Origin of the sequence: Streptosporangium sp. NPDC006930, assembly GCF_040635605.1 — a bacterium.
Taxonomy (GTDB): Bacteria; Actinomycetota; Actinomycetes; order Streptosporangiales; family Streptosporangiaceae; genus Streptosporangium.
In genome coordinates, this window is sequence record NZ_JBEYID010000004.1 from 320,632 (window position 1) to 341,874 (window position 21,243).

General features: G+C 70.7%; 21 protein-coding genes. 12 read left to right on the plus strand and 9 right to left on the minus strand.

The window, feature by feature from the left end; translation table 11 throughout:
- Positions 1 to 60: 60 nt before the first annotated feature.
- From ABZ664_RS10035 to ABZ664_RS10055, 5 genes are read left to right on the plus strand one after another with little or no spacing between them, the layout of a single operon-like run.
- The gene (locus ABZ664_RS10035; RefSeq protein WP_362505885.1) at positions 61 to 1,299 is read left to right on the plus strand and encodes a galactosyltransferase-related protein; all 1,239 of its coding nucleotides are present in this window, start codon (positions 61 to 63) and stop codon (positions 1,297 to 1,299) included.
- Positions 1,296 to 3,350, plus strand: a complete 2,055-nt coding sequence (locus ABZ664_RS10040) for a N,N-dimethylformamidase beta subunit family domain-containing protein (RefSeq protein ID WP_362505888.1) — start codon at positions 1,296 to 1,298, stop codon at positions 3,348 to 3,350. Before ABZ664_RS10035 ends, ABZ664_RS10040 begins: the two co-directional genes overlap by 4 nt.
- Before the next feature lies 1 nt (position 3,351).
- A complete protein-coding gene (locus tag ABZ664_RS10045) occupies positions 3,352 to 4,362 on the plus strand; it encodes a zinc-binding dehydrogenase (protein ID WP_362505891.1) in 1,011 nt (336 codons plus the stop codon).
- On the plus strand, positions 4,344 to 5,309 hold the full coding sequence (locus ABZ664_RS10050) for a Gfo/Idh/MocA family oxidoreductase (RefSeq protein ID WP_362505894.1): 966 nt from the start codon (positions 4,344 to 4,346) through the stop codon (positions 5,307 to 5,309). The genes ABZ664_RS10045 and ABZ664_RS10050 overlap by 19 nt, the downstream gene beginning before the upstream one ends.
- On the plus strand, positions 5,306 to 5,902 hold the full coding sequence (locus tag ABZ664_RS10055) for a DUF1349 domain-containing protein (RefSeq protein WP_362505897.1): 597 nt from the start codon (positions 5,306 to 5,308) through the stop codon (positions 5,900 to 5,902). Before ABZ664_RS10050 ends, ABZ664_RS10055 begins: the two co-directional genes overlap by 4 nt.
- Before the next feature lie 116 nt (positions 5,903 to 6,018).
- Here ABZ664_RS10055 and ABZ664_RS10060 read toward each other — a convergent pair whose 3' ends face one another.
- Both ABZ664_RS10060 and ABZ664_RS10065 read right to left on the minus strand, forming a co-directional pair.
- The gene (locus tag ABZ664_RS10060) at positions 6,019 to 6,279 is read right to left on the minus strand and encodes a Txe/YoeB family addiction module toxin (protein ID WP_362505900.1); all 261 of its coding nucleotides are present in this window, start codon (positions 6,277 to 6,279) and stop codon (positions 6,019 to 6,021) included.
- Positions 6,276 to 6,569, minus strand: coding sequence for a type II toxin-antitoxin system prevent-host-death family antitoxin (locus ABZ664_RS10065; RefSeq protein WP_362505903.1), 294 nt, complete (start codon positions 6,567 to 6,569; stop codon positions 6,276 to 6,278). Before ABZ664_RS10065 ends, ABZ664_RS10060 begins: the two co-directional genes overlap by 4 nt.
- A 73-nt stretch (positions 6,570 to 6,642) precedes the next feature.
- Here ABZ664_RS10065 and ABZ664_RS10070 point away from each other — a divergent pair, with 73 nt between their 5' ends.
- The 4 genes from ABZ664_RS10070 to ABZ664_RS10085 all read left to right on the plus strand — a co-directional run bounded on the left by ABZ664_RS10070 (position 6,643) and on the right by ABZ664_RS10085 (position 12,199).
- Positions 6,643 to 8,238: a CocE/NonD family hydrolase gene (locus tag ABZ664_RS10070; RefSeq protein ID WP_362505906.1), complete on the plus strand. Its 1,596-nt coding sequence runs from the start codon at positions 6,643 to 6,645 to the stop codon at positions 8,236 to 8,238.
- A 522-nt stretch (positions 8,239 to 8,760) separates the two neighbouring features.
- The gene (locus ABZ664_RS10075) at positions 8,761 to 10,017 is read left to right on the plus strand and encodes a pectate lyase (RefSeq protein WP_362505909.1); all 1,257 of its coding nucleotides are present in this window, start codon (positions 8,761 to 8,763) and stop codon (positions 10,015 to 10,017) included.
- Between the two features lie 312 nt (positions 10,018 to 10,329).
- Complete coding sequence (locus ABZ664_RS10080; RefSeq protein ID WP_362505912.1) at positions 10,330 to 11,913, plus strand: right-handed parallel beta-helix repeat-containing protein; 1,584 nt, start codon at positions 10,330 to 10,332, stop codon at positions 11,911 to 11,913.
- Positions 11,914 to 12,049: 136 nt separating this feature from the next.
- Complete coding sequence (locus ABZ664_RS10085; RefSeq protein ID WP_362505915.1) at positions 12,050 to 12,199, plus strand: hypothetical protein; 150 nt, start codon at positions 12,050 to 12,052, stop codon at positions 12,197 to 12,199.
- A gap of 194 nt (positions 12,200 to 12,393) precedes the next feature.
- Here ABZ664_RS10085 and ABZ664_RS10090 read toward each other — a convergent pair whose 3' ends face one another.
- On the minus strand, positions 12,394 to 12,702 hold the full coding sequence (locus ABZ664_RS10090) for a MiAMP1 family antimicrobial peptide (RefSeq protein ID WP_362505918.1): 309 nt from the start codon (positions 12,700 to 12,702) through the stop codon (positions 12,394 to 12,396).
- Positions 12,703 to 13,086: 384 nt separating this feature from the next.
- On the opposite strand from ABZ664_RS10090, the gene metG reads away from it, so the two are divergent.
- The 3 genes from metG to ABZ664_RS10105 all read left to right on the plus strand — a co-directional run bounded on the left by metG (position 13,087) and on the right by ABZ664_RS10105 (position 15,535).
- Positions 13,087 to 14,640, plus strand: coding sequence for a methionine--tRNA ligase (gene metG, locus ABZ664_RS10095; RefSeq protein ID WP_362505921.1), 1,554 nt, complete (start codon positions 13,087 to 13,089; stop codon positions 14,638 to 14,640).
- A 302-nt stretch (positions 14,641 to 14,942) separates the two neighbouring features.
- On the plus strand, positions 14,943 to 15,248 hold the full coding sequence (locus tag ABZ664_RS10100; protein WP_362505924.1) for a transposase: 306 nt from the start codon (positions 14,943 to 14,945) through the stop codon (positions 15,246 to 15,248).
- Positions 15,245 to 15,535 (plus strand): IS3 family transposase, encoded by a 291-nt coding sequence (locus ABZ664_RS10105; protein ID WP_362505927.1) that lies wholly within the window; start codon positions 15,245 to 15,247, stop codon positions 15,533 to 15,535. Before ABZ664_RS10100 ends, ABZ664_RS10105 begins: the two co-directional genes overlap by 4 nt.
- Positions 15,536 to 15,771: 236 nt before the next feature.
- On the opposite strand, the gene ABZ664_RS10110 is transcribed toward ABZ664_RS10105, so the two are convergent.
- From ABZ664_RS10110 to ABZ664_RS10135, 6 genes are all read right to left on the minus strand, one after another.
- Complete coding sequence (locus tag ABZ664_RS10110) at positions 15,772 to 16,101, minus strand: DUF3140 domain-containing protein (protein ID WP_362505930.1); 330 nt, start codon at positions 16,099 to 16,101, stop codon at positions 15,772 to 15,774.
- Positions 16,094 to 16,330: a DUF2945 domain-containing protein gene (locus tag ABZ664_RS10115; protein WP_362505933.1), complete on the minus strand. Its 237-nt coding sequence runs from the start codon at positions 16,328 to 16,330 to the stop codon at positions 16,094 to 16,096. Before ABZ664_RS10115 ends, ABZ664_RS10110 begins: the two co-directional genes overlap by 8 nt.
- A gap of 268 nt (positions 16,331 to 16,598) precedes the next feature.
- Entirely contained in the window at positions 16,599 to 17,579 is a 981-nt protein-coding gene (egtD, locus tag ABZ664_RS10120) for an L-histidine N(alpha)-methyltransferase (protein ID WP_362505936.1), read from the minus strand.
- 85 nt (positions 17,580 to 17,664) lie between these two features.
- Positions 17,665 to 18,378 carry an ergothioneine biosynthesis protein EgtC gene (gene egtC, locus ABZ664_RS10125; RefSeq protein WP_362505939.1) on the minus strand — a complete coding sequence of 238 codons (714 nt, stop codon included), beginning with the start codon at positions 18,376 to 18,378 and terminating at the stop codon, positions 17,665 to 17,667.
- Positions 18,379 to 19,836 carry an ergothioneine biosynthesis protein EgtB gene (gene egtB / locus ABZ664_RS10130; RefSeq protein ID WP_362505943.1) on the minus strand — a complete coding sequence of 486 codons (1,458 nt, stop codon included), beginning with the start codon at positions 19,834 to 19,836 and terminating at the stop codon, positions 18,379 to 18,381.
- A complete protein-coding gene (locus tag ABZ664_RS10135) occupies positions 19,833 to 21,080 on the minus strand; it encodes a glutamate-cysteine ligase family protein (protein WP_362505946.1) in 1,248 nt (415 codons plus the stop codon). The genes egtB and ABZ664_RS10135 overlap by 4 nt, the downstream gene beginning before the upstream one ends.
- Positions 21,081 to 21,243 lie beyond the last annotated feature (163 nt).

The window sequence follows — 21,243 nt, forward strand, 5'->3', positions numbered from 1 at the left end:
AGGGAGTTCGTGCAGGTGGAGGGAAACGGCATGACAGAAACTCCGATAGTGTCGCCCCAAATGCCAGGTTCCTTTCCGGACACGCGGACACTCGGGTCCAGGCTGGCCGCCTACGCCTTCCTCGCCAACGACCCGTCGGTTCCCATGGTCGCCGCCGACTGGTGGGAGATCAGCGGCCCGCACTACAACGCGGTGGCCGCCGCTCTCGCCCACTTCGTGGCCGGAGAGCCCGCGGCGGAGGACCTGCGCCGCTTCGCCGCCTCTCCCGGGGATCGCGAGCTGGAGACCGCGCTGGTGAACGCGCTTCTTCCCCTGCTGGACCGCTCCCCCGCCGACCGTGCGCGCCTCGGGGAACTGGTCGTCGCGGCCGACGCGCGCGTGCTGGTGGACTACCACAACGGCGCGCTCACCGACCGCTCCGCCGCCGAGGTGTCGGTGGCCGACGCCTCCGCCTGGTCACGGCCGAGAACGCCGAGAACGCCGGGGATGTCGGGAGCACCGGGGGCACCAGGGGCACCAGGGGCGTCGGGGGCGTCGGGGGCACAGACGGTGGTCGTCATCCCCTTCAGGGACCGCGTCGGCGGTGCCCGTACCCGCAACCTGCTGGCCTGCCTTGCCGCCCTGCGCGACCAGGACGGTCGCGACGCCCGGGTGAGCGTCACCGTGGTCGAGTCCGACTCGGCGCCCACCTGGCGTGACACCGTCGAACCACTGGTGGACCACTACGTGTTCGCGCGACACGACGGGCACTTCAACAAGTCCTGGGCGGTCAACGTCGGGGTTCGCGACACCCCTGGCGAGCCCGAGCTGATCTGCGTGCTGGACACCGACATCCTGGCGGACCGCCGGTTCCTGAGCCGGAACCTGGACCGCATGGCACGCGAGCCCGAACTCTCGGCCTTCCTGCCCTACCGCCGCATGTTCTGCCTCGATCCCGAGTCCTCCGCCGCCGCCGTCCGCCGGCGCTGCGAGCGCGGCGAGGCCGACGTGCCGCTCGACGCCGTACGCGCGCTGGTGCTGAAGGAACCGCCGGGGGCCTGCCTCTGGGTGAGAAGGACGACCTTCGACGCGATCGGCGGGTTCGACGAGCGATACCAGGGCTGGGGCGGCGAGGACGACGACGTCGTGGCGCGGCTGAGCCTGGCGGGAGGGTTCACCCGGTTCGACGACCCGTTGCTGCACCTGGCCCACCCGCGTCCGGAGATGACCCTGGGCGGGGTGCCGTTCAACGCCCACATCGCCCCGCTGAGCTGGAACGTCGCCGGCGGATACGGCGACCTGCGAGGCCCCAGGGCATGACCTTGGCCGTTCGCGCCTACGCGGCGCGCACCTCGGTGCCGCAGGGCGGATCGCTGCGCTTCCGTCTCCTGCCCGGTGATCCGACGACCGAGGGCCCGATGCCCGGCGGTATCGCCGCCGGCGATCCGACGGCAGGCGGCGAGCATGGCGCGGTCGGCTGCCGTGCCCGGGTGCGTGACGCCGTGACCGGCGAGGTCAGGGCCGAGCTGGACGCCTCCGGGCCCTGGTGGACCCTGCGGGTCCCCGAGAGCTGGCCCAGTTCCCTCTACGCCGTGGGATTCACCCTCGGCGAGGGGGACGACGGGACCCGAGGCGGCGAGGCCTGGGCCGACGAGAGCGAGGACGACGAGACCTACTTCGTCGTCCGGGCCCGCGAACCGGGATCCGCCGAGGCGATCCTGGTGTCGGTGCCCTTCCTCACCTGGCAGGCGTACAACAGGGCCGGAGTTCCAGGAGAGGGCCTGTATCCCACGGAGAGCCCGGAGCGAGCCGGCAGGGTCACCTTCGACCGGCCGGGCGGCGGACCCGCGGGCAACTGGGAGGACGACTTCTACCGGTGGCTGAGCCGTAACGGCGTCCGGGCCGACTACTGCTCCAACCTGGACCTGCACGAGGATCCGGACACGCTGCTGCGCGGCCGCCGACTGCTCGTGATCCCCGGGCACGACGAGTACTGGACCCGGGAGATGCGCGACGCCGCGGAGTCCTTCGTGGCCTCCGGAGGGAATATCGCCTTCTTCGCTGGCAACACGTGCTGGTGGCAGATCCGGCTGGAGGACGAAGGCCGCACCATGGTGTGCCACCGCGACGCCCTGCTCGACCCGATGGCCGCGACCGATCCGAGCCTGGTCACCGTGGAGTGGTCGGGTTCCCCCGTGGGCCGGCCGGAGAACAGCCTGACCGGCGTGAGCTTCCGGCGCGGCGCGGGCTGCTGGGAGGACATGGACGCGATGAAGTCCGAGTCGTACACGGTGCGCTTCGCCGAGCACTGGGTGTTCGAGGGCACGGGGCTGCGCGACGGCGACACCTTCGGCAGGGGTGCGGTCGGCTACGAGACCGACGCCGCCGAGTACGTCGAGGTCGACGGCGTCCCGCTGGCGACCGGCGCCGACGGCACCCCCGCCGACTTCGCCATCCTGGCCACCGCCGACCTGCGCCACTGGCGGCACCTGGGCCAGGGCGGCCACGCCACCATGGGCATCATGCGCCGAGGGGCGGGCACCGTCTTCAACGCGGCCACGATCGGCTGGGGCGACGCCCTCGACGACCCGGTGCTCGACCGCGTCACCCGCAACGTGCTCGCCAGGCTCGCCGGTGATCCCGGCTGGTGGGAGCCGATGGGGCGCGGGGCCGCCGCGCTCGCGCTCGCCGCCTGCGAGCACCGTCTCTTCGCCGTCCTCACCGACGGTGATCTCTGGGTGAGGCCGTACCGCACCCAGAACCTGAGATGGCGGCGGATCGAGCCCGCGCCCGGTCTGGTGGCGCTGACCGCGCCGAGAGAGGCGACGCCGGGCTCGCCCGTCCTCCTGTACGGCCTGCACTCCGAAGGGCGCGTCGTCGTCCGCGAACCGGTGACCGATCGGGCTTCGTGGAAGGAGCTGTACGACGCCCCGCCGGAGGCGGTCGGGATCGCCCCCGTCGACCAGACCATGTTCGCCGCCGGTGCCGGAGGCGAGCTGTGGCAGCGTCCGCTCGCCGCGGGGCGGTCGCGGCCGTGGACCCTTGCGGGCGAAGGGCCGAGGCTCGCCGCGCTCGCCCACGTGGGGGGACGGCTGATCGGGCTGACCCACGACGGGGAACTGCGGGTCAGGACGCGGGATGACGAGTGGGCGTTTTTGGGCACCACCCCCGGGCTGGCCACGCTGACCGGTACGGCGGGCAGACTCGTCGGCGCCACGCCGGGCGGCGACCTGTTCTGGCGCGAACTGGTCGGCGGCGCGATCACGGGACCTCCGAATCCCCTGGCGGGCGATGCAGCCCCGGGACGTCCACGGCCCCCGGCGGGCGAAGCGATCACGGGACATCCGCAGACCGGAAACAACGAGGAGTGACGTGCGCCGGATCGAACTCGTCGGCCGACACCGCATCCGCCTGGACGGCGACGCGCCGGTCCCGCCCATCGGGCCGGGCGACGTGCTCGTCCGGGTGGGAGCCTGCACCGTCTGCAACCGCAGCGACCTGGCCTACTATCACTACTTCGGCCTGCGCGACCACTGCGCGACCGGCTGCTTCGGCCACGAGGTCGCCGGCACCGTCGAGGCCGTGGGGGAGCGGGTGACCCGCGTCGAGCCGGGGCGGCGGGTGTTCGTCCGCACCCCGCTCACCTCGGGGTTCGCCGAGTACGCGGCGGCGAGGGAGGTGAGCGTGGGCGTCCTTCCCGACGACGTGCCCTTCGAGCAGGGGGCGATCCTGCAACTGCTGCCCCTGGCCGTGCACGCGACCCGGGGGGTGCGGCTGGGCGATCGGGTGGCCATCGTGGGGCAGGGGCCGGTCGGGCTGATGGCCCTGCGGGTCGCACGGTTGCGCGGCGCGGCCGAGATCGCCGTCGCCGACCTGGATCCCTGGCGTCTGGAGCGCTCGGTGCTCCTCGGCGCGGACCGGACCTCGCTGGTGAAGTCACCGCAGGCCGTACCGGAGGAACTGGGAACGGAGTTCGACGTCGCCATCGAGGCGGTCGGCACCCCGCACACCGCCAACGCCTGCGTCGACCTGGTCCGGCAGAACGGTCTGGTCGTCTTCCTCGGCACCCACCACATCGACACCCATGTCACCTTCGACATGGTCAAGTGGGAGAAGAAGGGATTGCGGGTGCACAGCTCCGCCGAGCCGACCGACACCGCGAGGGCCGACGCGATGCGCGTGGCCGAGCGGCTGGCCGCCACGTTCACCAAGGACCTGCGTCTCGACGCGATCCTCAGCGCCGCCTACCCGCTGGAGCGGCTTCAGGACGCCCTCGACCGCCTCTCAGAGAGTCCCACCCTTCATCCGGCGGGAAGCACCGCGCCGTTCCAGACTCCGCCCCCGCAAACCCTGAAGATCGCCATATGTCCAGACCAGGACTGAGATGGGGGATCGCCGGATACGGCGACATCGTCCGCAGGAAGGCCCTTCCCGCCCTGCTCTCCCTGGGCGAGACCGTCACCTGCGTGTGGGGCAGGGACGCCACGCGGGCCCGGGCGATCTGTGAGGAGTTCGGATTCTCTCCTGGCGGGTCCGGCGCCTTCGGCACGTCCGACTACACCGAACTGCTCGACGCGGCGGAGGTCGTCTACGTCGCCACACCGGTCGCGGCCCATCTGCCGCTCGCGATCGCGGCGGCGCGTGCGGGACTGCCGGTCCTGGTGGAGAAACCGCTCGGCGGGGCGGCGCCCGAACTGGCCGGCGCCCACGCGGGCGTCGCCTACTACCGCCGGCTCGCGCCCGCGCTCGGGTGTGTGCGCGAGATCCTGCGCGGGCGTGCCGTACACCGCGCGATCGTGGAGTTCTCCAGCCCTTTCGACCCGGGCCCCGACGACCCCAGGCTCTGGCGCACCGACCCCGCGCTCTCCGGCGGGGGAGTACTCGCCGACGTGGGCAGTCACCGTCTGGACCTGCTCTGCTGGCTGCTGGGGGAACCGGCCGTGACCGCCGCGTGGACCGGGCGGCCCTTCGACCTGGGCGCCGAGCGCCTCGCCCGGGTGGAACTGGCCTGGCCGTCGGGAACCACGGCCGGCCTGGAGGCGGCGTGGAGGCCCGGTGCCCGCCACGACCGGCTGCGCCTGTTCTTCGACGGCGGTCACCTGGAACTCGACCCCCTCGACTCGGGGACCGTGCGCGGGATCGTCGGCGGGGTCGCCGTCGACGAGTTCCTTCCCCCGCCGCCGAACCCGCATCTCCCCCTCATGGCCGACTTCGCCCGTAGCGTCAGGAACGGGACCGATCCGGTCTGCACCGTCCGCGACGCCGACACCGTCGACCGTCTCATCGCGACCGCCTACGCGATCGCAACCCCTCTGGAGGAACACCCGTGAGCGAAACCGTCTCCCTGCCCGCCTTCCCCGCGCCGCTGCGCTGGCTGAACCGGCCCGAGGGCTGGAGCGCCGACGGCGACGCGCTCTCCATCGTCGCGGGGGCGGGCACCGACCTCTTCTCCGACCCTGGAGAGCCGAACCGCTACGCCAACGCCCCCGCCCTCGTCGGCCGCCTGGACGGCGACTTCACCCTCAGCGCGCGGGTCAGGCTCGACCTGCTGTCCACCTACGACGCGGCCGTCCTGCTGCTGTACGCCGACGACGACCGGTGGGCCAAGTTCTGCCTCGAACTCTCCCCGCAGAACAAGCCCACGATCGTCTCGGTGGTCACCCGCGGGGTGTCCGACGACTGCAACTCCGTGACCATGGACGGCCGGGACATCCGGCTGCGGATCTCCCGCATCGGCTCCGCCTTCGCCTTCCACGTCGCCGACGAGTCCGGTTTCTGGAACCTCATCAGATACTTCGCGCTCGACGGTGATCCGGAGGTCGGCTTCCTCGCGCAGAGTCCCACCGGCGACGGCTGCACCGTACGCTTCGAGGACATCGAGTACTCGCCCAAGCGTCTGGCCGACCTGCGCGGCGGTGAGTGACCCGCCTTTCCCGGATGAGGGTTCAAGGGTTGCCCTGATGCGGGCAACCCTTGGAAAATCGCGCTGACCAGCCCGGATGGCGAGCCGTCGAGGATGCGGGGTCTGCCGGACGGACACTACTTCTCGTAGTGATATCGACAGGCGGCGATCATGATGGTGTCGTCGTTGACACGGTAGACGAGCCGGTGTTCCGAGGTGATGCGCCGGGACCAGTAGCCGGACCATTCGTACTTCAATGGCTCTGGTTTGCCGATGCCCTCGTTCTCGTTCCGGGCTATGTCGGTGATCAACTGGTTGATCCTTTTGAGGATGCGCCGATCTTCTCGCTGCCAGTAGCAGTAGTCCTGCCAGGCGAGCTCGTCGAAAAGGATCTTCAAGAGGTGGTGTCCTCATCCGCCAGCTCGCGGATGGTGCCGCCTCCGGCCTCCAGCCGGGCGACCGCTTCCGACAGCCTTCTGCGGTTGACGGGAGAGGCCATCAGATAGAGCGTCTCGCGCATCGATTCGTATTCGCGCTGCGACACCATGACGACGCCTTCTCCGCCGGGGCGGGTGATGAGGACCTCTTCCTGGTCGTCGATGACGGCGTCGAGGGTGGCGGCGTAGTTGGCCCGCGATTCGGACATGGTCATCACCTTCATGTCGCCAGCGTACATGATGATGTACATCAACGGTGGCGGCGGTGGATCATCTCCCCGGCACGCCCCCCGAGGCCCGACGGACACTTTCAAGGAACTCGTGATGCCGAAGCTGAACCGCCCTCCGCTCGCCATCGTCGCCGAGCACGACACTCCGATACCGGTGCGCGACGGCACGATCCTGCGCGGCGACGTCTACCGCCCCGCCTCGGACGGGCCGTTCCCCGCCCTGCTCGTCCGCACACCGTACGGCTCGGACTCGTTCGCGGTGGCGCCGAAGATCCCCGCGCTGGAGGCCGGCTTCGCGGTGGTGCTCCAGCACTGCCGGGGACGCGGAAGCAGCGACGGGGAGTTCCGTCCGTGGCTGGACGAGGGCGACGACGGCTACGACACCGTCGGGTGGATCACCTCCCAGCCGTGGTCGAACGGCGAGGTCGTGGCCTTCGGGATGTCCTACCTCGCCGGATGCGCGCTCCAGGCCGCCGCGACCCGCCCGCCGGGGCTCAGGGCGGTGGTCGCCTCGATGACCCCGCATGACTTCTACGACGGGCTGAAGTATCACGGCGGGGCCTTCGCGCTCGGCTCGGCGCTGAACTGGGGCCTGCTGCAGGAGATGCTCGGGCTGATGCACGGGATGGAGGCCGGCGAGGACGTGGGGGCGGGCTTCGGCGCGCTCCTGCCCGTACTGGGCGACCAGGCCGCCGCCGTGCGAACGCTGCCGCTGCGCGACGTCCCCGCCGGACCGTGGTGGAGCGACTGGATCTCGCACCCGACCCGCGACGCCTACTGGGAGGGGCTGGCCGAGACCCTGCGGCACGACCGGATCGAGGTGCCCGTGATGCACGTCGCGGGCTGGTTCGACCTGTTCCTCGCAGGGACCCTGGAGAACCATCGGCGGCTGGGCGGCCCGCTGGTCATCGGCCCCTGGTCGCACGGTTCCTACGCGACGGGCACCGGACACCTGGACTTCGGGTTCTCCGCCTCGGCGCAGGCGGTCATGCTGCCGCAGCGGCAGCTGGACTTCCTTTGCGGCGAGGACACCGGCCCGGCCGTGAAGATCTTCGTCATGGGCGACAACGTCTGGCGGGACGAGGAGGAGTGGCCGCTGTCCCGCGCGGTCGGCACCCGCTACCACCTGCACACCGGCGGCCTGTTGTCGGTCGAGCCTCCTCCGGACCCCGCGCCGTCCACCTTCACCTTCGACCCCCGCGATCCGGTGCCCACGACCGGTGGTCCGCTCCTGCTCCCCGACGTGACGAACGTCGGCCCCCAGGACCAGCGCGACGTCGAACTCCGCCCCGACGTGCTCTGCTTCACCACCGAGACGCTCGCCTCCGATGTCGAGGTGACCGGCCCCCTCTCCGTCACCCTGCACGCGGAGACCTCGGCGGTCTCCACCGACTGGACGGCCAAGCTCGTCGACGTCCACCCCGACGGCCGGGCCGTGAGCGTGACCGACGGCATCGTCCGGACCTTCGTCGTCTCCGGGGTGCACGAGGTCGACCTCGTCGCGACCAGCCAGGTCTTCAAGACCGGCCACCGCATCCGCGTCGAGATCTCCAGCTCCAACTTCCCCCGCTTCGACCGCAACCCCGGCACCGGCCGGACCTCCGCCGACTCCACCGAGGCCGACCTGGTCGTCCAGCACCAGACCGTCTTCCCCGACTCCTACATCACCCTTCCGATCGTCCCTCGGTAACAGACCTACGCCGGACGCCCACCGCGCCAATACCTGTCACCCGTCACCTGTCGGCATCCGGATCCGAGCGGGCCCGGAGGCAACCACGGTCACCGTCGAGGCCCGCCGGTGACGGTGTCTCCGGAATCCTTCGAGGGCGAGAGCCCAAGCGGCGCGGCGGTGAGTGACCCACCCCTCCCGAAATGAAAGTTTCAGGGTTGCCCTGAGGTGGGCGGCCCTCGGAAAATCGCTGTGAACTGCCCCGATGACGAGCCATCGGGGCTTTTCGCCTATTGGGGCTTCTCATCCTCGTCCACCTTGTGCTTCACTCCAAGCGCATGCGGGAAAGCGCTTACCGGCAGAAGGTGGGCGACCTTCTCCATGGTGTCCGGCAGGCGTGCCCGCCGGCGAAGGGAGCTTGACGAGGACGGTGACGATCAGGGTGTCCGGGCTGCCGCAGGTGTGGCCGCCAAGGGGATCACCCCCTGACGCGCTTCGGCCCCGCCAAGCGCTCGCACCCCCCCAACCGAACTGGAGATGACGATGCGCAAGGACCGAAGACTCGCGGTCATGCTGGCCGCCGCCCTCGTGACGGGCAGCGGACTGGTGACCGTGCTCTCCACCCCGGCCTCGGCGGCCCCCTCCAACGGCAACTACACGCTCGCCAACGCCGGTAGCGGCCTGTGCGCCGCCGTACCGGGGCAGAGCACCGGCGACGGCGTGCAACTGGCCCAGAACGCCTGCACCAACGCCGCCGGACAGGTCTTCACGCTCACCTCCTCGGGCGGCGGATACCAGATCAAGGCGGCGCACAGCGGCAAGTGCCTCGGCGTGCGGGACGCCTCCACCAGCGCCGGCAAGGCGGTCCAGCAGGAGTCCTGCACCGGAGCCGCGTCACAGACCTGGCAGCTCACCGCCTCCGGGTCCAACTACCGGGTGGTCAACGCCAACGGCGGCAAGTGCCTCAACGTCCAGGACAACTCCACCTCCTCCGGCGCCCTGCTGCAGCAGAACTCCTGCGACTCGGTGACCACCAAGCAGTGGACGTTCCGAACCGCCGGTGGCACGCCCCCTCCGAACCCCACCCCGACTCCCACCCCGACGACCCCGCCCCCCGGCGGCGGTGACGGCAGCGGTTCGTGGCCCTCGGACACCGGCAGCGTGCACCAGACCACCACCCGCAACGCCGGCACGTTCTTCGACGGCGGCATGAAGCGCTACTACGGCATCGGTGACGGAGGCCAGGGCGAGAGCCAGGACCCGATGTTCGTCGTGGCCAACGGCGGCACGATCCAGAACGTCATCCTCGACGCCCCGGCCGGTGACGGCATCCACTGCGAGGGCTCCTGCACCATTCGCAACGTGTGGTGGAACGACGTCGGCGAGGACGCCGCGACGTTCAAGTCCTCCAGCTCCTCGGCCACCTACCTGGTGGACGGCGGCGGTGCCAAGTCCGGCGCCGACAAGGTCTTCCAGCACAACGGCGCCGGCACGCTCACGATCAGGAACTTCCAGGTGCACAGCTCCGGCAAGCTGTACCGGGCCTGCGGCAACTGCTCCAGCTCCTACACGCGCCACGTGGTGATGGACGGCATCACCGCCCGCTCCACGAAGGTGCTGGCCGGGATCAACTCCAACTGGGGCGACACCGCGCGCTTCAGCCGGATCACCGTCTACGGCAACACCACCATCTGTGAGCGCTACAAGGGCGTGCCGAAGGGCAGCGAGCCCAGCAAGATCGGTGAGGGACCTGACGGCACGAATTGCCTGTACTCGGAGTCCAACATCACCCGCCGCTAGAACCTCCGGGTAGGCGGGCAGACGCACACCTCCTGCCCTGTGCCGGGTAGGCGGGGTGCTCCCCCCACCCCGCCTACCCGGTGCTCCCCGAAGACGACCCCGACCGCAACCGCGAGACCGCATCGACCCCCAGGCACGCGAGGGCGGTGGAACCGCCCATACCTGGCAGAACACCCACACCGGCGACCGCCCGAGCACGCGAGGGCGGTCGCCTCTCGGGTCGAGTCCGCCGGCCGGGGCGCGAGAAAGATCGGCTCGTGACGGTCCCGCTCCAGCCGCCGCCCCACGATGAAACGCCCCTGGAGACCAACGATGCGTCTGACACCTTTCCTCGCGTGTGCCGGTCTGCTCGCCGGCGTACTCGTCGCGCTGTCCGGGAACGCGGCGCACGCCGCTCCCATCCGCCATGAGGCCGAGACCTCGCCCGCGGTCTGCGTCGGCACCGTCGACTCCAACTGGACCGGCTACTCCGGCAGCGGTTTCTGCAACGGCGACAACGCCGTCGGCGGCTACGCCCAGTTCACCGTGAACGCCTCCGCCGCCGGTGTCGCGACACTGGGAATTCGCTTCGCCAACGGCACCACCACTGCGAGGCCCGCCGGTCTGGTCGTCAACGGATCCACGGTGGCGACCCCGTCGTTCGGAGGCACCGGTGCCTGGACGGCCTGGACCACCACCACCCTGACCGTGCCGGTCAACGCGGGCGGCAACACCATCCGCCTCACCCCGACCACCTCCGCCGGGCTGCCCAACATCGACTACCTCGACGTCGAGACCGGAGGCGGACCGCAACCGGTCAACGAGCTGTACGTGGCGACCAACGGCGACGACGCCGCTCCGGGCACGCTCAGCGCACCGCTGAAGACCATCCAGCGGGCGGTCGACCTGGCCCAGCCCGGCCACACCATCATCCTCCGCGGCGGAACGTACGCGCCGAGCACCAACATCCAGATCCTCAAGAACGGCACCCCGAGCCAGCCCATCACGATGCGCAACCACAACGGCGAAAAAGTGATCCTCGACGGTGAGAACATGCCCTACACGCCCGGCGCGGTCGGCTCCTCCATTCCCCGCCCCGAGCGAGGTGCCATCCACATCGAGGGGGACTGGTGGCGCCTGATCGGCCTGGAGGTCATCCATGGCCCGTACGGCGTCTTCGGCCTGGACACCAACAACAACGTCTTCGACCGTCTGATCACCCGGGACAACTACGAGTCTGGCCTGCACCTTCAGGGCGCCTCCGGCAACAACCAGATCATCAACCTGGACGCCTACGGCAATCGCGACCCGCGCAAGAACGGCGAGAGCGCCGACGGCCTCGCCATCAAGGAAGGCTCGGGCAGCGGCAACGTGGTGCGCGGCGCCCGGCTGTGGAACAACTCCGACGACGGCCTGGACTTCTGGATGTTCCCGTCACCGATCACCGTGGAGTCGTCGGTGGCGTGGGGCAACGGCTTCAACCGGTGGAACCTGCCCGACTACACCGGAGACGGCAACGGCTTCAAGCTCGGCGGCGGTGACCCGGACCCGCGGGCCGACCACGTGATCCGCAACTCCATCGCGTTCGACAACGCGGTCGGCGGCTTCATCGACAACGGCAATCCCGGACTACTGACCGCCGACCGCAACACCGCGTGGCGCAACGGCGGCACCGGATTCAACTTCGCCCGTTCCGGCTCCACCCTCACCAAGAACCTGTCAGTGGCGAACGCGACGCAGGTTTCGCTCGGCTCGTCCTCCTCCGGCTCGGGCAACTCCTGGAACCTCGGCGGCACCTGGACCTTCACCGGCACCGACCCGGGCACGATGACCGGACCCCGCGCGGCGGACGGCTCGATCCGCTCCTCCACCTTCCTACGCCCCTCCAACGGCGCCGACGTCGGCGCGCGCATCTGACCCGTCCCCACACCACGCGGCACGGATTCGCTCCTCGGCCGCTCCGGCGAAGACATCGCCGGCACGCCCGGCCCCCGTAGGTGATGATCTCTCCACGGGGGCCGGAGCCGAGCAGGACAGGCGCACCTTCTTCAAGGTGTACGGGCCGGCAGGGCTCCGGATGCTGCTCGTGGGTGTCCTGCCGACGACGCACGAAGCCCAGAACTTCAGCGCTCGGGTCAAGCAAGGCGCCGGTTACCGGGAGATGATGCCGGAGGTGCTCGCCATCATGGAGTCGGCCAGGTAACCGGTGGCCTGCTGTCCGCCGAGCCCTCCTCGAACACCGCGCCGTCCACCTTGTCGTCGACAAGGGTGACCTGCCGGTCATGCTCTACTGCGTCCGGAGCCGGCGACTTTCGGTCTGAGGAGGCGGGCGGCGGAGACGCGGGTGCGTGGCCGGAAGGCGGACGGGCTCCGCCTTCCGGCCATGTCTTCGGGACGTCAGCACACGATGAAGATGCTCTTCCAGCCGACGGGCGTCCTCTGCTCCGCGTTGCGGTTGGACGCCAACTCGAAGTGCATCACCCCCTGGGTGTCGGGCTGGTTGTACATCCGGCCGCTCTGGCCGTCGCCGTACCACCTGTACGACCCGTGGAAGGGGATGTTGGACGGGCCGCACCGGTCGATGACCACCGACCGGCCGGTGAAGCCCGGCCCTTCGTAGGCCACGTACTGCGAGGCGTAGGCGGCACTGCCCATGACCACGACCAAGGCAGCGGAGATGACGGGGACGAGGGCGATTCGCTTCACGACGATCCTCTCGATGATCTCGATTGTCTACAATGAGTAATGAAACTATCACTCAGAGTGAAGCAAGCGGTCAATGCATGGTCCGGATCGTTTACCAGAGGTATCGCCGAGGCCATGAGGCGACCCGCGCGGGGTGTCATGGTTTCCCAGCGGCTCGTCGCGAGGGCACCTGATCCCTCGTGGCGCTGAGGGCGTTCGCCGTAAAACCGGCGGCTCGTGCCGAGGGGCGGGTGTTAGCCTGACCGCATGAACACGTTCGGACGCCAGGTGATGATGCCCCGCTCACGGGGCCGCTGACGCCGCACGGACGTTCGTTTCCGAGGCCCTGTCACGGGGCCTCGGCACGTTTCACCGGCCGGAGCCCCCGTTTTCCCGGAGGTTCCGATGACCACGCCGCACATCTACGTCACCACCACCATTCCCTACGTCAACGCCCGCCCCCACCTGGGGTTCGCGCTGGAGCTCGTGCAGGCCGACGTGCTCGCCCGGTTCCGCAGGGCACAGGGCGAGCAGGTGCGGTTCCAGACCGGCACCGACGACAACTCGTTGAAGAACGTGCTGGCCGCCGAGGCGGCCGGTGTTCCCGTCCAGGAGTTCGTCGACCGTAACGCCGAGGCGTTCGTCGCGCTGCGCGAGCCGCTGGCACTCGCGGTCGACGACGTCATCCGTACCAGCCGCGACCCCCGCCACCGCAGTGGCGTGGAGAGGCTCTGGCGGGCCTGCGCCGATGCCGGTGACCTCTACCGCAAGCACTACGAGGGTCTTTACTGCGTCGGCTGCGAGCAGTTCTACACCCCCGCCGAGCTCACCGGCGGACGATGCCCGGAACACGGTGTCGAGCCCCAGCGGGTGGCCGAGGAGAACTGGTTCTTCCGCCTCTCGCGCTACGCGGACCGGCTCCACGACCTCGTCGCCGGCGGACGCCTGAGGATCGAGCCCGCGGAGCGTCGCAACGAGGTCCTCGGCTTCATCGCCGGAGGTCTGGAGGACCTCTCGGTCTCCCGGTCGACCGCCCGTGCCCGGGGGTGGGGAATCCCGGTTCCCGGGGACCCCGGCCAGGTCGTCTACGTGTGGTGGGACGCGCTCGGCAACTACATCACGGCCCTGGACTACGGCACCGGCGGTGAGAACCACGGCCGCTGGTGGGTCGGCGCCGACCGCCGGATCCACCTGGTCGGCAAGGGGGTGTTGCGCTTCCACGCCGTCTACTGGCCGGCGATGCTGCTGTCGGCCGGGCAGCCGCCGCCCACGGACGTGGTGGTACACGACTACCTCACCGCCGGTGGCCGCAAGATCAGCAAATCCGGTGGGGGCACGGCCGATCCGATCGCCCTGGCCGGGGAGTACGGCACCGACGCCGTCCGCTGGTGGCTGTTGCGCGAGGTGCCGCGCGTCGGGGACGCCGACTTCACGGTCGACCGGCTCGTCGCCCGCGCCAACGACGAACTCGCCAACGGGCTGGGCAACCTCGTCAACCGGGTCGTCGCCATGGTCCATCGCTACCGCGACGGGCACGTTCCCCTCGCCGGGCCCGGGGGAGACGGTGGGATCGGCGCGCCGGGAGGGGAGGCCCTTGAGACGGTCTGCCGCCAGGCGCCCGGTCTCGTCCGCTCGGCCCTGGACGACTTCGCGTTCCGCCGGGCCACCGCGCCGGTCTGGGCCATCGTCGACGAGGCCAACCGCTACGTCGACCTCACCAGGCCCTGGGAGCTGGCCCGTGCCGAACGCGACGGCGACCCCGGCGCCGCGGCCCGGCTCGACGCCGTCCTCGCCGCGCTCGTCCGGGCGTGCGAGACGTTGGCCGATCAGCTGGCGCCGTTCCTGCCAGGTACGGCCGCCCGGATCGCCGCGCAGTGCACGGCCGGGGAGAGTGGCCTTCCCGAGCCGAGCCCGCTCTTCCGGCGGCTCGCCGCCCCGGAGCCGGAACCCCTGCCCTGACGCACACCGCGCACGAGGGCCGGGTTCCGTGCTCCGGCGCGCGGTGTAAGGGGGCCGTGCTCCGATCCGCGCCGGGTGCGACGCGGGCGGGGCCGTGTCCCGGCCCTCACCGCGACGCAGCGGCCATCGGAAACGCTCCCGTCCGGGGGCGTTGCCCCCCAGTTGGTCACCCAGAACTGGCGCTCCCCGCAGGCTTGCGTGGCTCCTCTGCCCAGACATCCCGGCCGTTGCTCCTGGTGTGCCCCTGGTCTTGTGGAGGCGGGTTCTTGGATTCTTGTGCCACTCGTTGAGAGGAGAATGGCATGGGACGGCATGGCTACCCATCGCAGTTCCGACGCAAGGTACTGGATCTCGTTGAGGCGGGCCGCACGGTCACCGATGTGGCCCGTGACCTGGACATCAGCAGCCAGACGATCTATTCCTGGCGTCGACAAGACCGCATCGACCGCGGCTTGGAACCCGGTCTGACCAGCAGAGAGAAGGCCGAACTGGTCGCGGCCAAGCAGCGCATCGCCGAGCTGGAGACCGAACTGCGGGCCACCCGCCGTGCGATCGAGCTGGTGCGAGAGGTGGTGCCCCCAAAAGGCGGTTCGAAGCCGTCGCGGTGACGGTCGATGAAGCCATCGCGGTCGAGGTCGCCTGCAGGGTCCTTCGGGTGTCGGTCTCGGGCTGCTACGCCTGGCGCAACCGGCCCCCCTCCCAGCGTGCGATCCGGCACGCCTGGCTGACCGATTTGATCACTCAGGTGCATACCGACTCCCGCAGCACCTACGGTGCCCGCCGTGTACACGCCGAGCTGCGGCTGGGCCACGGCGTGCCGGTCAGTCACGGCGCAGTGGAACTCCTGATGCGCCGGGCCGGGCTGGCCGGCGTCACAGCAGCCTTGGCATGTTGACCCCGATAGAGTTCGAAAACACGACCATCGTGGCATGACAATCCAGAAACGCGACTCCACCGGACTCGGGACACACCAGAGTCTCCACGAAACCCGGCGCGGTTCACGTCAGTTTTAGATGCGGTGGTCGCCCTCCGCGAAGCGGAGAACACCGCGACGTCCCTCGGCCGGTTCAGGCCCGCCGGGGACGAGGTCCGGACGGCCTGTCCGCGCGTGACCGGCGGCGCGGGCCGCGTTCACTTGAGCGGGTCGTGCCCCCAGTTCATGAGGGAGTATCGCCAGCGGGTCTCCTTCACGTCCCGGGACGGCCGCTGCGTCAGATGGCGGCGGACATAGCCGATCACCTTGCGCATGTGGGCGTAGTCGTCCTCTCCCAGGTCGTCCTTCCGCTTCCGCAGGATCTCGATGATCTGGCGGCCGGACCGGTGGCCTGTCGACTCCTCGCCGCCCGACTTGTCCCCGGCGCTCTTGGACTCATCGGTGTCCAGCCAGCGTTCCAGTTCCGCGGCCGTCATGTTGACCGCCTGGTCGAAGTCCGCGGCGATCCGCTCGCCGTCGTCAGTCATGGCGATTCTTCCTGCGCAGCGCCGACGGCTTGTGCACGGCGGTCTTGCCGCTCTTGTCGCTGCGTACGAGATACTGCGGATCGTCGGCCGAGGTGTCCACGGTACGGCCCGCTTCCTCGGTCCGCTCCGTGATCTTCTTCTCGACCCTGCCCGAGGTCGACGAGCCGTGGCTCTCCCACGTGACCTCGTCACCCACGTCGAGGTCGTCCTGCTTGCGCTTGTCGGTCATGGCCGACCCTTACCCGTACCCTTTCGAACCCCATCGTGCCGGGCTCGAACCCAGGCGCTTCGCTGGATCGGATCGCCCTCAACGATCGACGGGGCGCCGTGGTCGATGGCCGGTGTTTAGCAGGTGGTTACTCGCTGATTGCCACCCCGGCCCGGCGCCCGGCGAGAGCCGGCGCCGGGCGCCGGGGTGGCTGTGAGCGGTTCCACACCTCCGCCGAGCTCACCGGCGGTGCCCGGAATACGGTGTCGAGCACCAAGGGGAGCGCGGGTCACGGGTGGGCGAGGAGGAGGACGAAGTCGCCGGTGGGGTCGATGTACTGGCGGATCATCCCGAAACCGGCCGCCATGAGTTCCCTGCGCAGGCCCTCGGTGCGGAACTTGGCGCTGATCTCGGTCCGGATCTCCTCTCCGGCCGCGAAGGAGATCCGCAGGCCGAGGTCGCCGATCCGCACGCGCATGGCGCGGCTCGCGCGCAGCCGCATCTCGACCCACTCGTGCCGCGCGTCGTACAGCGCGACGTGCTCGAAGGCGTCCGGCTCGAAGTCGGCGTCCAGTTCCCTGTCGATCACGCGCAGGACGTTCCGGTTGAAGGCGGCGGTCACCCCGCTCACGTCGTCGTACGCCGCGACCAGCCGGTCGGCGTCCTTGACCAGGTCCGCGCCGAGCAGGAAGGTGTCGCCGGGACGGAGCGTGGCGCGCAGTTCCTTCAAAAACACCTCGCGCGCCGCCGGGGCCAGGTTGCCGATGGTCCCGCCGAGGAAGGCCACCATCCGCCGTCCCGTACGGGGCAGCAGGGCGAGGTGCGCCTCGAAGTCGGCGCAGATCGCGTGCACGGTGAGGCCACGGTAGCGGGAGGCGAGCCGGTGCGCGGCCTCGCTCAGGGTGGCCGCGTCGACGTCCACCGGCGTGTAGGCGCGCAGCGTCCCGGCCGCGGAGAGGGCGTCCAGCAGCAGGACCGTCTTCTCGCTCGTCCCCGAACCGAGCTCGACCAGGGTGTCCGCGCCGCCGCGCACGGCGATGTCGAGGGCCTCCCTGCGCAGGATCGCCAGCTCGCGACGGGTGGGATAGTACTCGGGCAGCCGGGTGATGCGGGAGAACAGCTCGCTGCCCGCCTCGTCGTAGAACCACTTGGGCGGCAGCCACTTCGGCGTCGACGTCAGCCCGGCGCGGACGTCGTGTTCGAGTGCCTGCCGGAGATGGTCGCGGCCGAGATGGTTGACCAGGCGGATGGTTGGCTCGCTGACGGTCACTGGGCCTCCTGGATGTGGGGGCCACGATCCCGCTCGCCGGTCCGTGGCCGGGTGCTGTGCTTTCTCGTGGTCTCGCCCCGCCCGGTCACAGCGGCTGGACGCTCACCCCGTCGGGTGAGGCGAGGACCAGGGTGTGATCCGGCACGGCCTGCCAGCCGGGCCGGTCGTCCAGCGGCTCGCTCGCGACGAGCACGCCGTCGCGCGGGTGGCCGTCGAGGCGGAGGAAGAGCGTGTCGCCCCAGGCGGTCGCGGCGATCGACGCGCCGTCGCAGGCGAGCAGGTTCAGACGGGCGCGCGAATCCTTCAGTCCGGCGCGGGTGACGACCTCCGCCAGGGCCTCGCCGAGCGGGTCGCCCATCCGCCGCCTGGCGAACACGGCGGCGGCGAGCCACGCGGAGTCGCAGGAACTCTCCGCGTCGTCGGCGAGCTCCCTCACCACCTCTCGCGAGACGCGGCCGTTGTGGCTGAGCAGCCACGGCCCGTCGGCGAAGGGCGCGGTCGCGCTCTCCTCGATCGGCATTCCGGCGCTGGCCGACCGTACGCAGGCCAGCAGGCAGCCGGAGCGGGCCGTTCGAGCGAGGCCCGCCAGGTTGGCGTCGGCCCAGGCGGGGATCGTCCGGCGGTAGCGGACCGGCTCCGCGAAGGCGTCGTACCAGCCCATGCCGAAGCCGTCGGCGTTGAGCCTGCCGTGGCGCTGCAGGTGCGGGGCGTAGGACTGCCGGAGCAGGCCGTGGACCGGGTCGTGGATCAGCGAGGCGAGGGTGCGTGGAGCACCCAGCCAGGAGGCGTGGCGGCACATCTAGCCGCGCTCCGTAGGACGCCCGGTAAAACGCTCGGTAAGGCGCTCCGCCGGGCGCTCCCGGTGGCGTCCCGGCGGACTTCCGGGCGAACCTCCCGGAAAGTCACCGGGGGAACGCGGCGCGGAGCGCTTGACGGAGTGGCCGGGGGAACGCCGGGGGGAGTGCTCAGGGGAGGCCGAGCGGGCGCACCGGAAGCCGGCGAAGATCTGCCTGCGGGCCGGGCGGTCCCAGTTCCTGAACGTGGTGCGGACCACGGCCGGGTCGGAGGCCCAGGACCCGCCGCGCAGCACCCGGTAGCGGGCGCCGAAGAACACCTCGCTGTACTCGCGGTAGGGGAAACTACGGAAACCTGGGTGGGGCAGGAACCACGAACCGGTCCACTCCCACACATCCCCGATCATCTGTTCGGCGCCGCAGGGACTCGCTCCCAGCGGGAAGGAGCCGAGCGGGGCCGGCCGTGCCGCCCTGTGCCCGAGGTTCGCCACGCCGGGTCCCGGGTCGTCGTCGCCCCACGGATACGTCCGGGCCCGCCCGGCCGCGGCGTCCCAGCCGCAGGCCTTCTCCCACTCGGCCTCGGTGGGCAGCCGCTTTCCCGCCCACCGGGCGTAGGCGTCGGCCTCGTACCAGCACACGTGCTGCACGGGCTCGTCCATGGGTACGGGCTCGGTCCTGCCGAAACGGCTACGCCACCAGGTGTCGCCGTCCCTGGTCCAGAACAGCGGGGCGGAGGCGTGGTTGCGCCGCAGCCAGCGCAGGCCGTCGGGGGACCACCAGCGGGGGGCGTCGTAGCCGCCGTCCTCGACGAAGTCCGCGTAGGCGCGGTTGCCGACGGGCAGCCTGTCGATCCAGTAGCCGGGCAGGTCGAGCCGGTGGGCGGGGCGCTCGTTGTCGTAGGCCCAAGGCTGGGTGTCGGTGCCCATCATGAAAGGACCCGCGGGGACGAACACCTCCTCGGAGCCGGGCGCTCCTCCGGGAGGCAGGTCGCCGTCGCGGACCAGTCCAGGCCGCCCCGACAGCTGCAGGGTGGCGAGCATCGTCTCGTCGTGCTGGTGCTCGTGCTGGATCACCAGGCCGAAGACTAAGCCGTTCCTGCGCAGCGGGTCGGGATCGTAGGGGTCGACCGTGTCCAGGACGTCCAGCACCCGGCCGCGCACACCCTCGATGTAGCGGCGCGCTTCGGCCGGCCCGAGGATGGGCAGGGACGGGCGGTCGGCGCGCGGGTGCTTGAACGCGTCGTACAGGTCGTCGATCTCCGGGCGGAGCGGGGTGATCCCGCCGACCTGCCGCAGCACCCACAGCTCCTCGTAGTTGCCCACGTGGGCCAGATCCCACACCAGAGGTGACATCAGCGGCGAATGCTGTCTGACCAGCAGGTCGTCCTCGGCGTTGGTGTAGGTCGTGGAGCGGTTCCGCGCGGCGGTCAGCTCGGCGGCGATCCGTTCCTTGAAGTCGCTCATCGGATTCGTCCTTCCTCGGCCAGCCAGTCGGGCAGGCGTCCCGCCGATCCCGTCACCAGATCGAGCAGGTCGGCGGCCGGGGCCCGGCCCGGTGTCACGTGGCGGTCGGCGAAGGCGGCCACCTCGCAGACCAGGGCCGGGGCCGCCCCCAGCCGGGGCAGCGCGGCGAGGGCGGCGCGGAAGCAGGCGTCGGCGGCTCTGCGCAGCCGGGGCTCGGCCAGGCCGCGGCGCGCCGCCGACGCCCACATCCCCGCGCACGGCCCGGCCGCGGCCAGGGCCGCGTCGGCCGCGCGGTCGTCCGTCACCAGGGTGTGGGTCACCGCCGCGCACACCGGCCAGATCGCCGGGTGCTGGGCGTCGAGATAGCGGATCTCCAGCCAGCCGCGCGGCCGTACGGGCGGGAAGAGCGTCGTGGCGTGGTAGCTCAGGTCCGCCAGGGTCGGCGGGTGTTCCGGCGAGGCGAGCCGGTCGCGGAAGGTCGAGCCGTCGAGGACCGGACGGTAGGACTCGGTGTCCTCCCCGTCTCCGTCGGTGTCGCGCACGGCCATGAGACGGGCGTCGAGCAGGTAGTCCGTCCACGCGGCGCCGGGGTCGCCGTTCATCGGGACGGCGGCCGTGCGCGTGCGGTCGAGCCGCTCCCACACCGCCTGCCGCCCCGACATCCATCCGCACGGTCGTCCCTCGCTGAGCGGCGAGTTGGCGAAGGCCGCCACGAGGACGGGCCCCAGCAGGTGGGCGCGTTCCCAGCGAGCCACGGGTCTGTCGCCCAGGTCCAGATTGACCTGGACCGACGCCGTCGAGCACATCATCAGCGACCCGTACGGGGTGCCGAGGAACCGCGCCATCACCTCGTACCTGGGCAGGCGCAGCTGCCGCCTGGGCGGTCGCAGCGGGTCGAGACCCACCCCGCCCAGCACCAGGCCGGCGTCCCGGAGCGCCCGGCGCACCGCGTTCACGTCGGCGGTCAGCAGGGCGATCGCGTCCGGCAGCGAGCCGGGCGGTCCCGAGAGCTCCAGCTGGCCCCCGGGCTCGTAGGTCACCAGGCTCCCTCCGGGGAGCGAGGGCAGGGCGTCGGTGATCCTCGCCAGCGGGACCTGGCGGGCGGGATCCGTATGGTCGAAGACCAGGAACTCCAGCTCGACACCCACCCGGTCGCCGGGGGAGCCGAGGAAGCAGCGTCGTGCGAAGGTCTCCACATCCGAGGCGTTCCGGATAAGTGTGTTCTCGGTCGCCAGACTGGTCATCCTCATCCCCTTTCGCCTTATATGTCCATTTAGGTATGGATTTATAGAGCCGCGAAGGCTCAGGCGTTAGGGGGAATGAAGGGCGTCGAGGCGCGCGAGGTCGCGGCGTCTCGTCCGGCCTTTCGGTCGTCGCGGCGCCCTCCTGGTGGATGGCGCCGGAGAA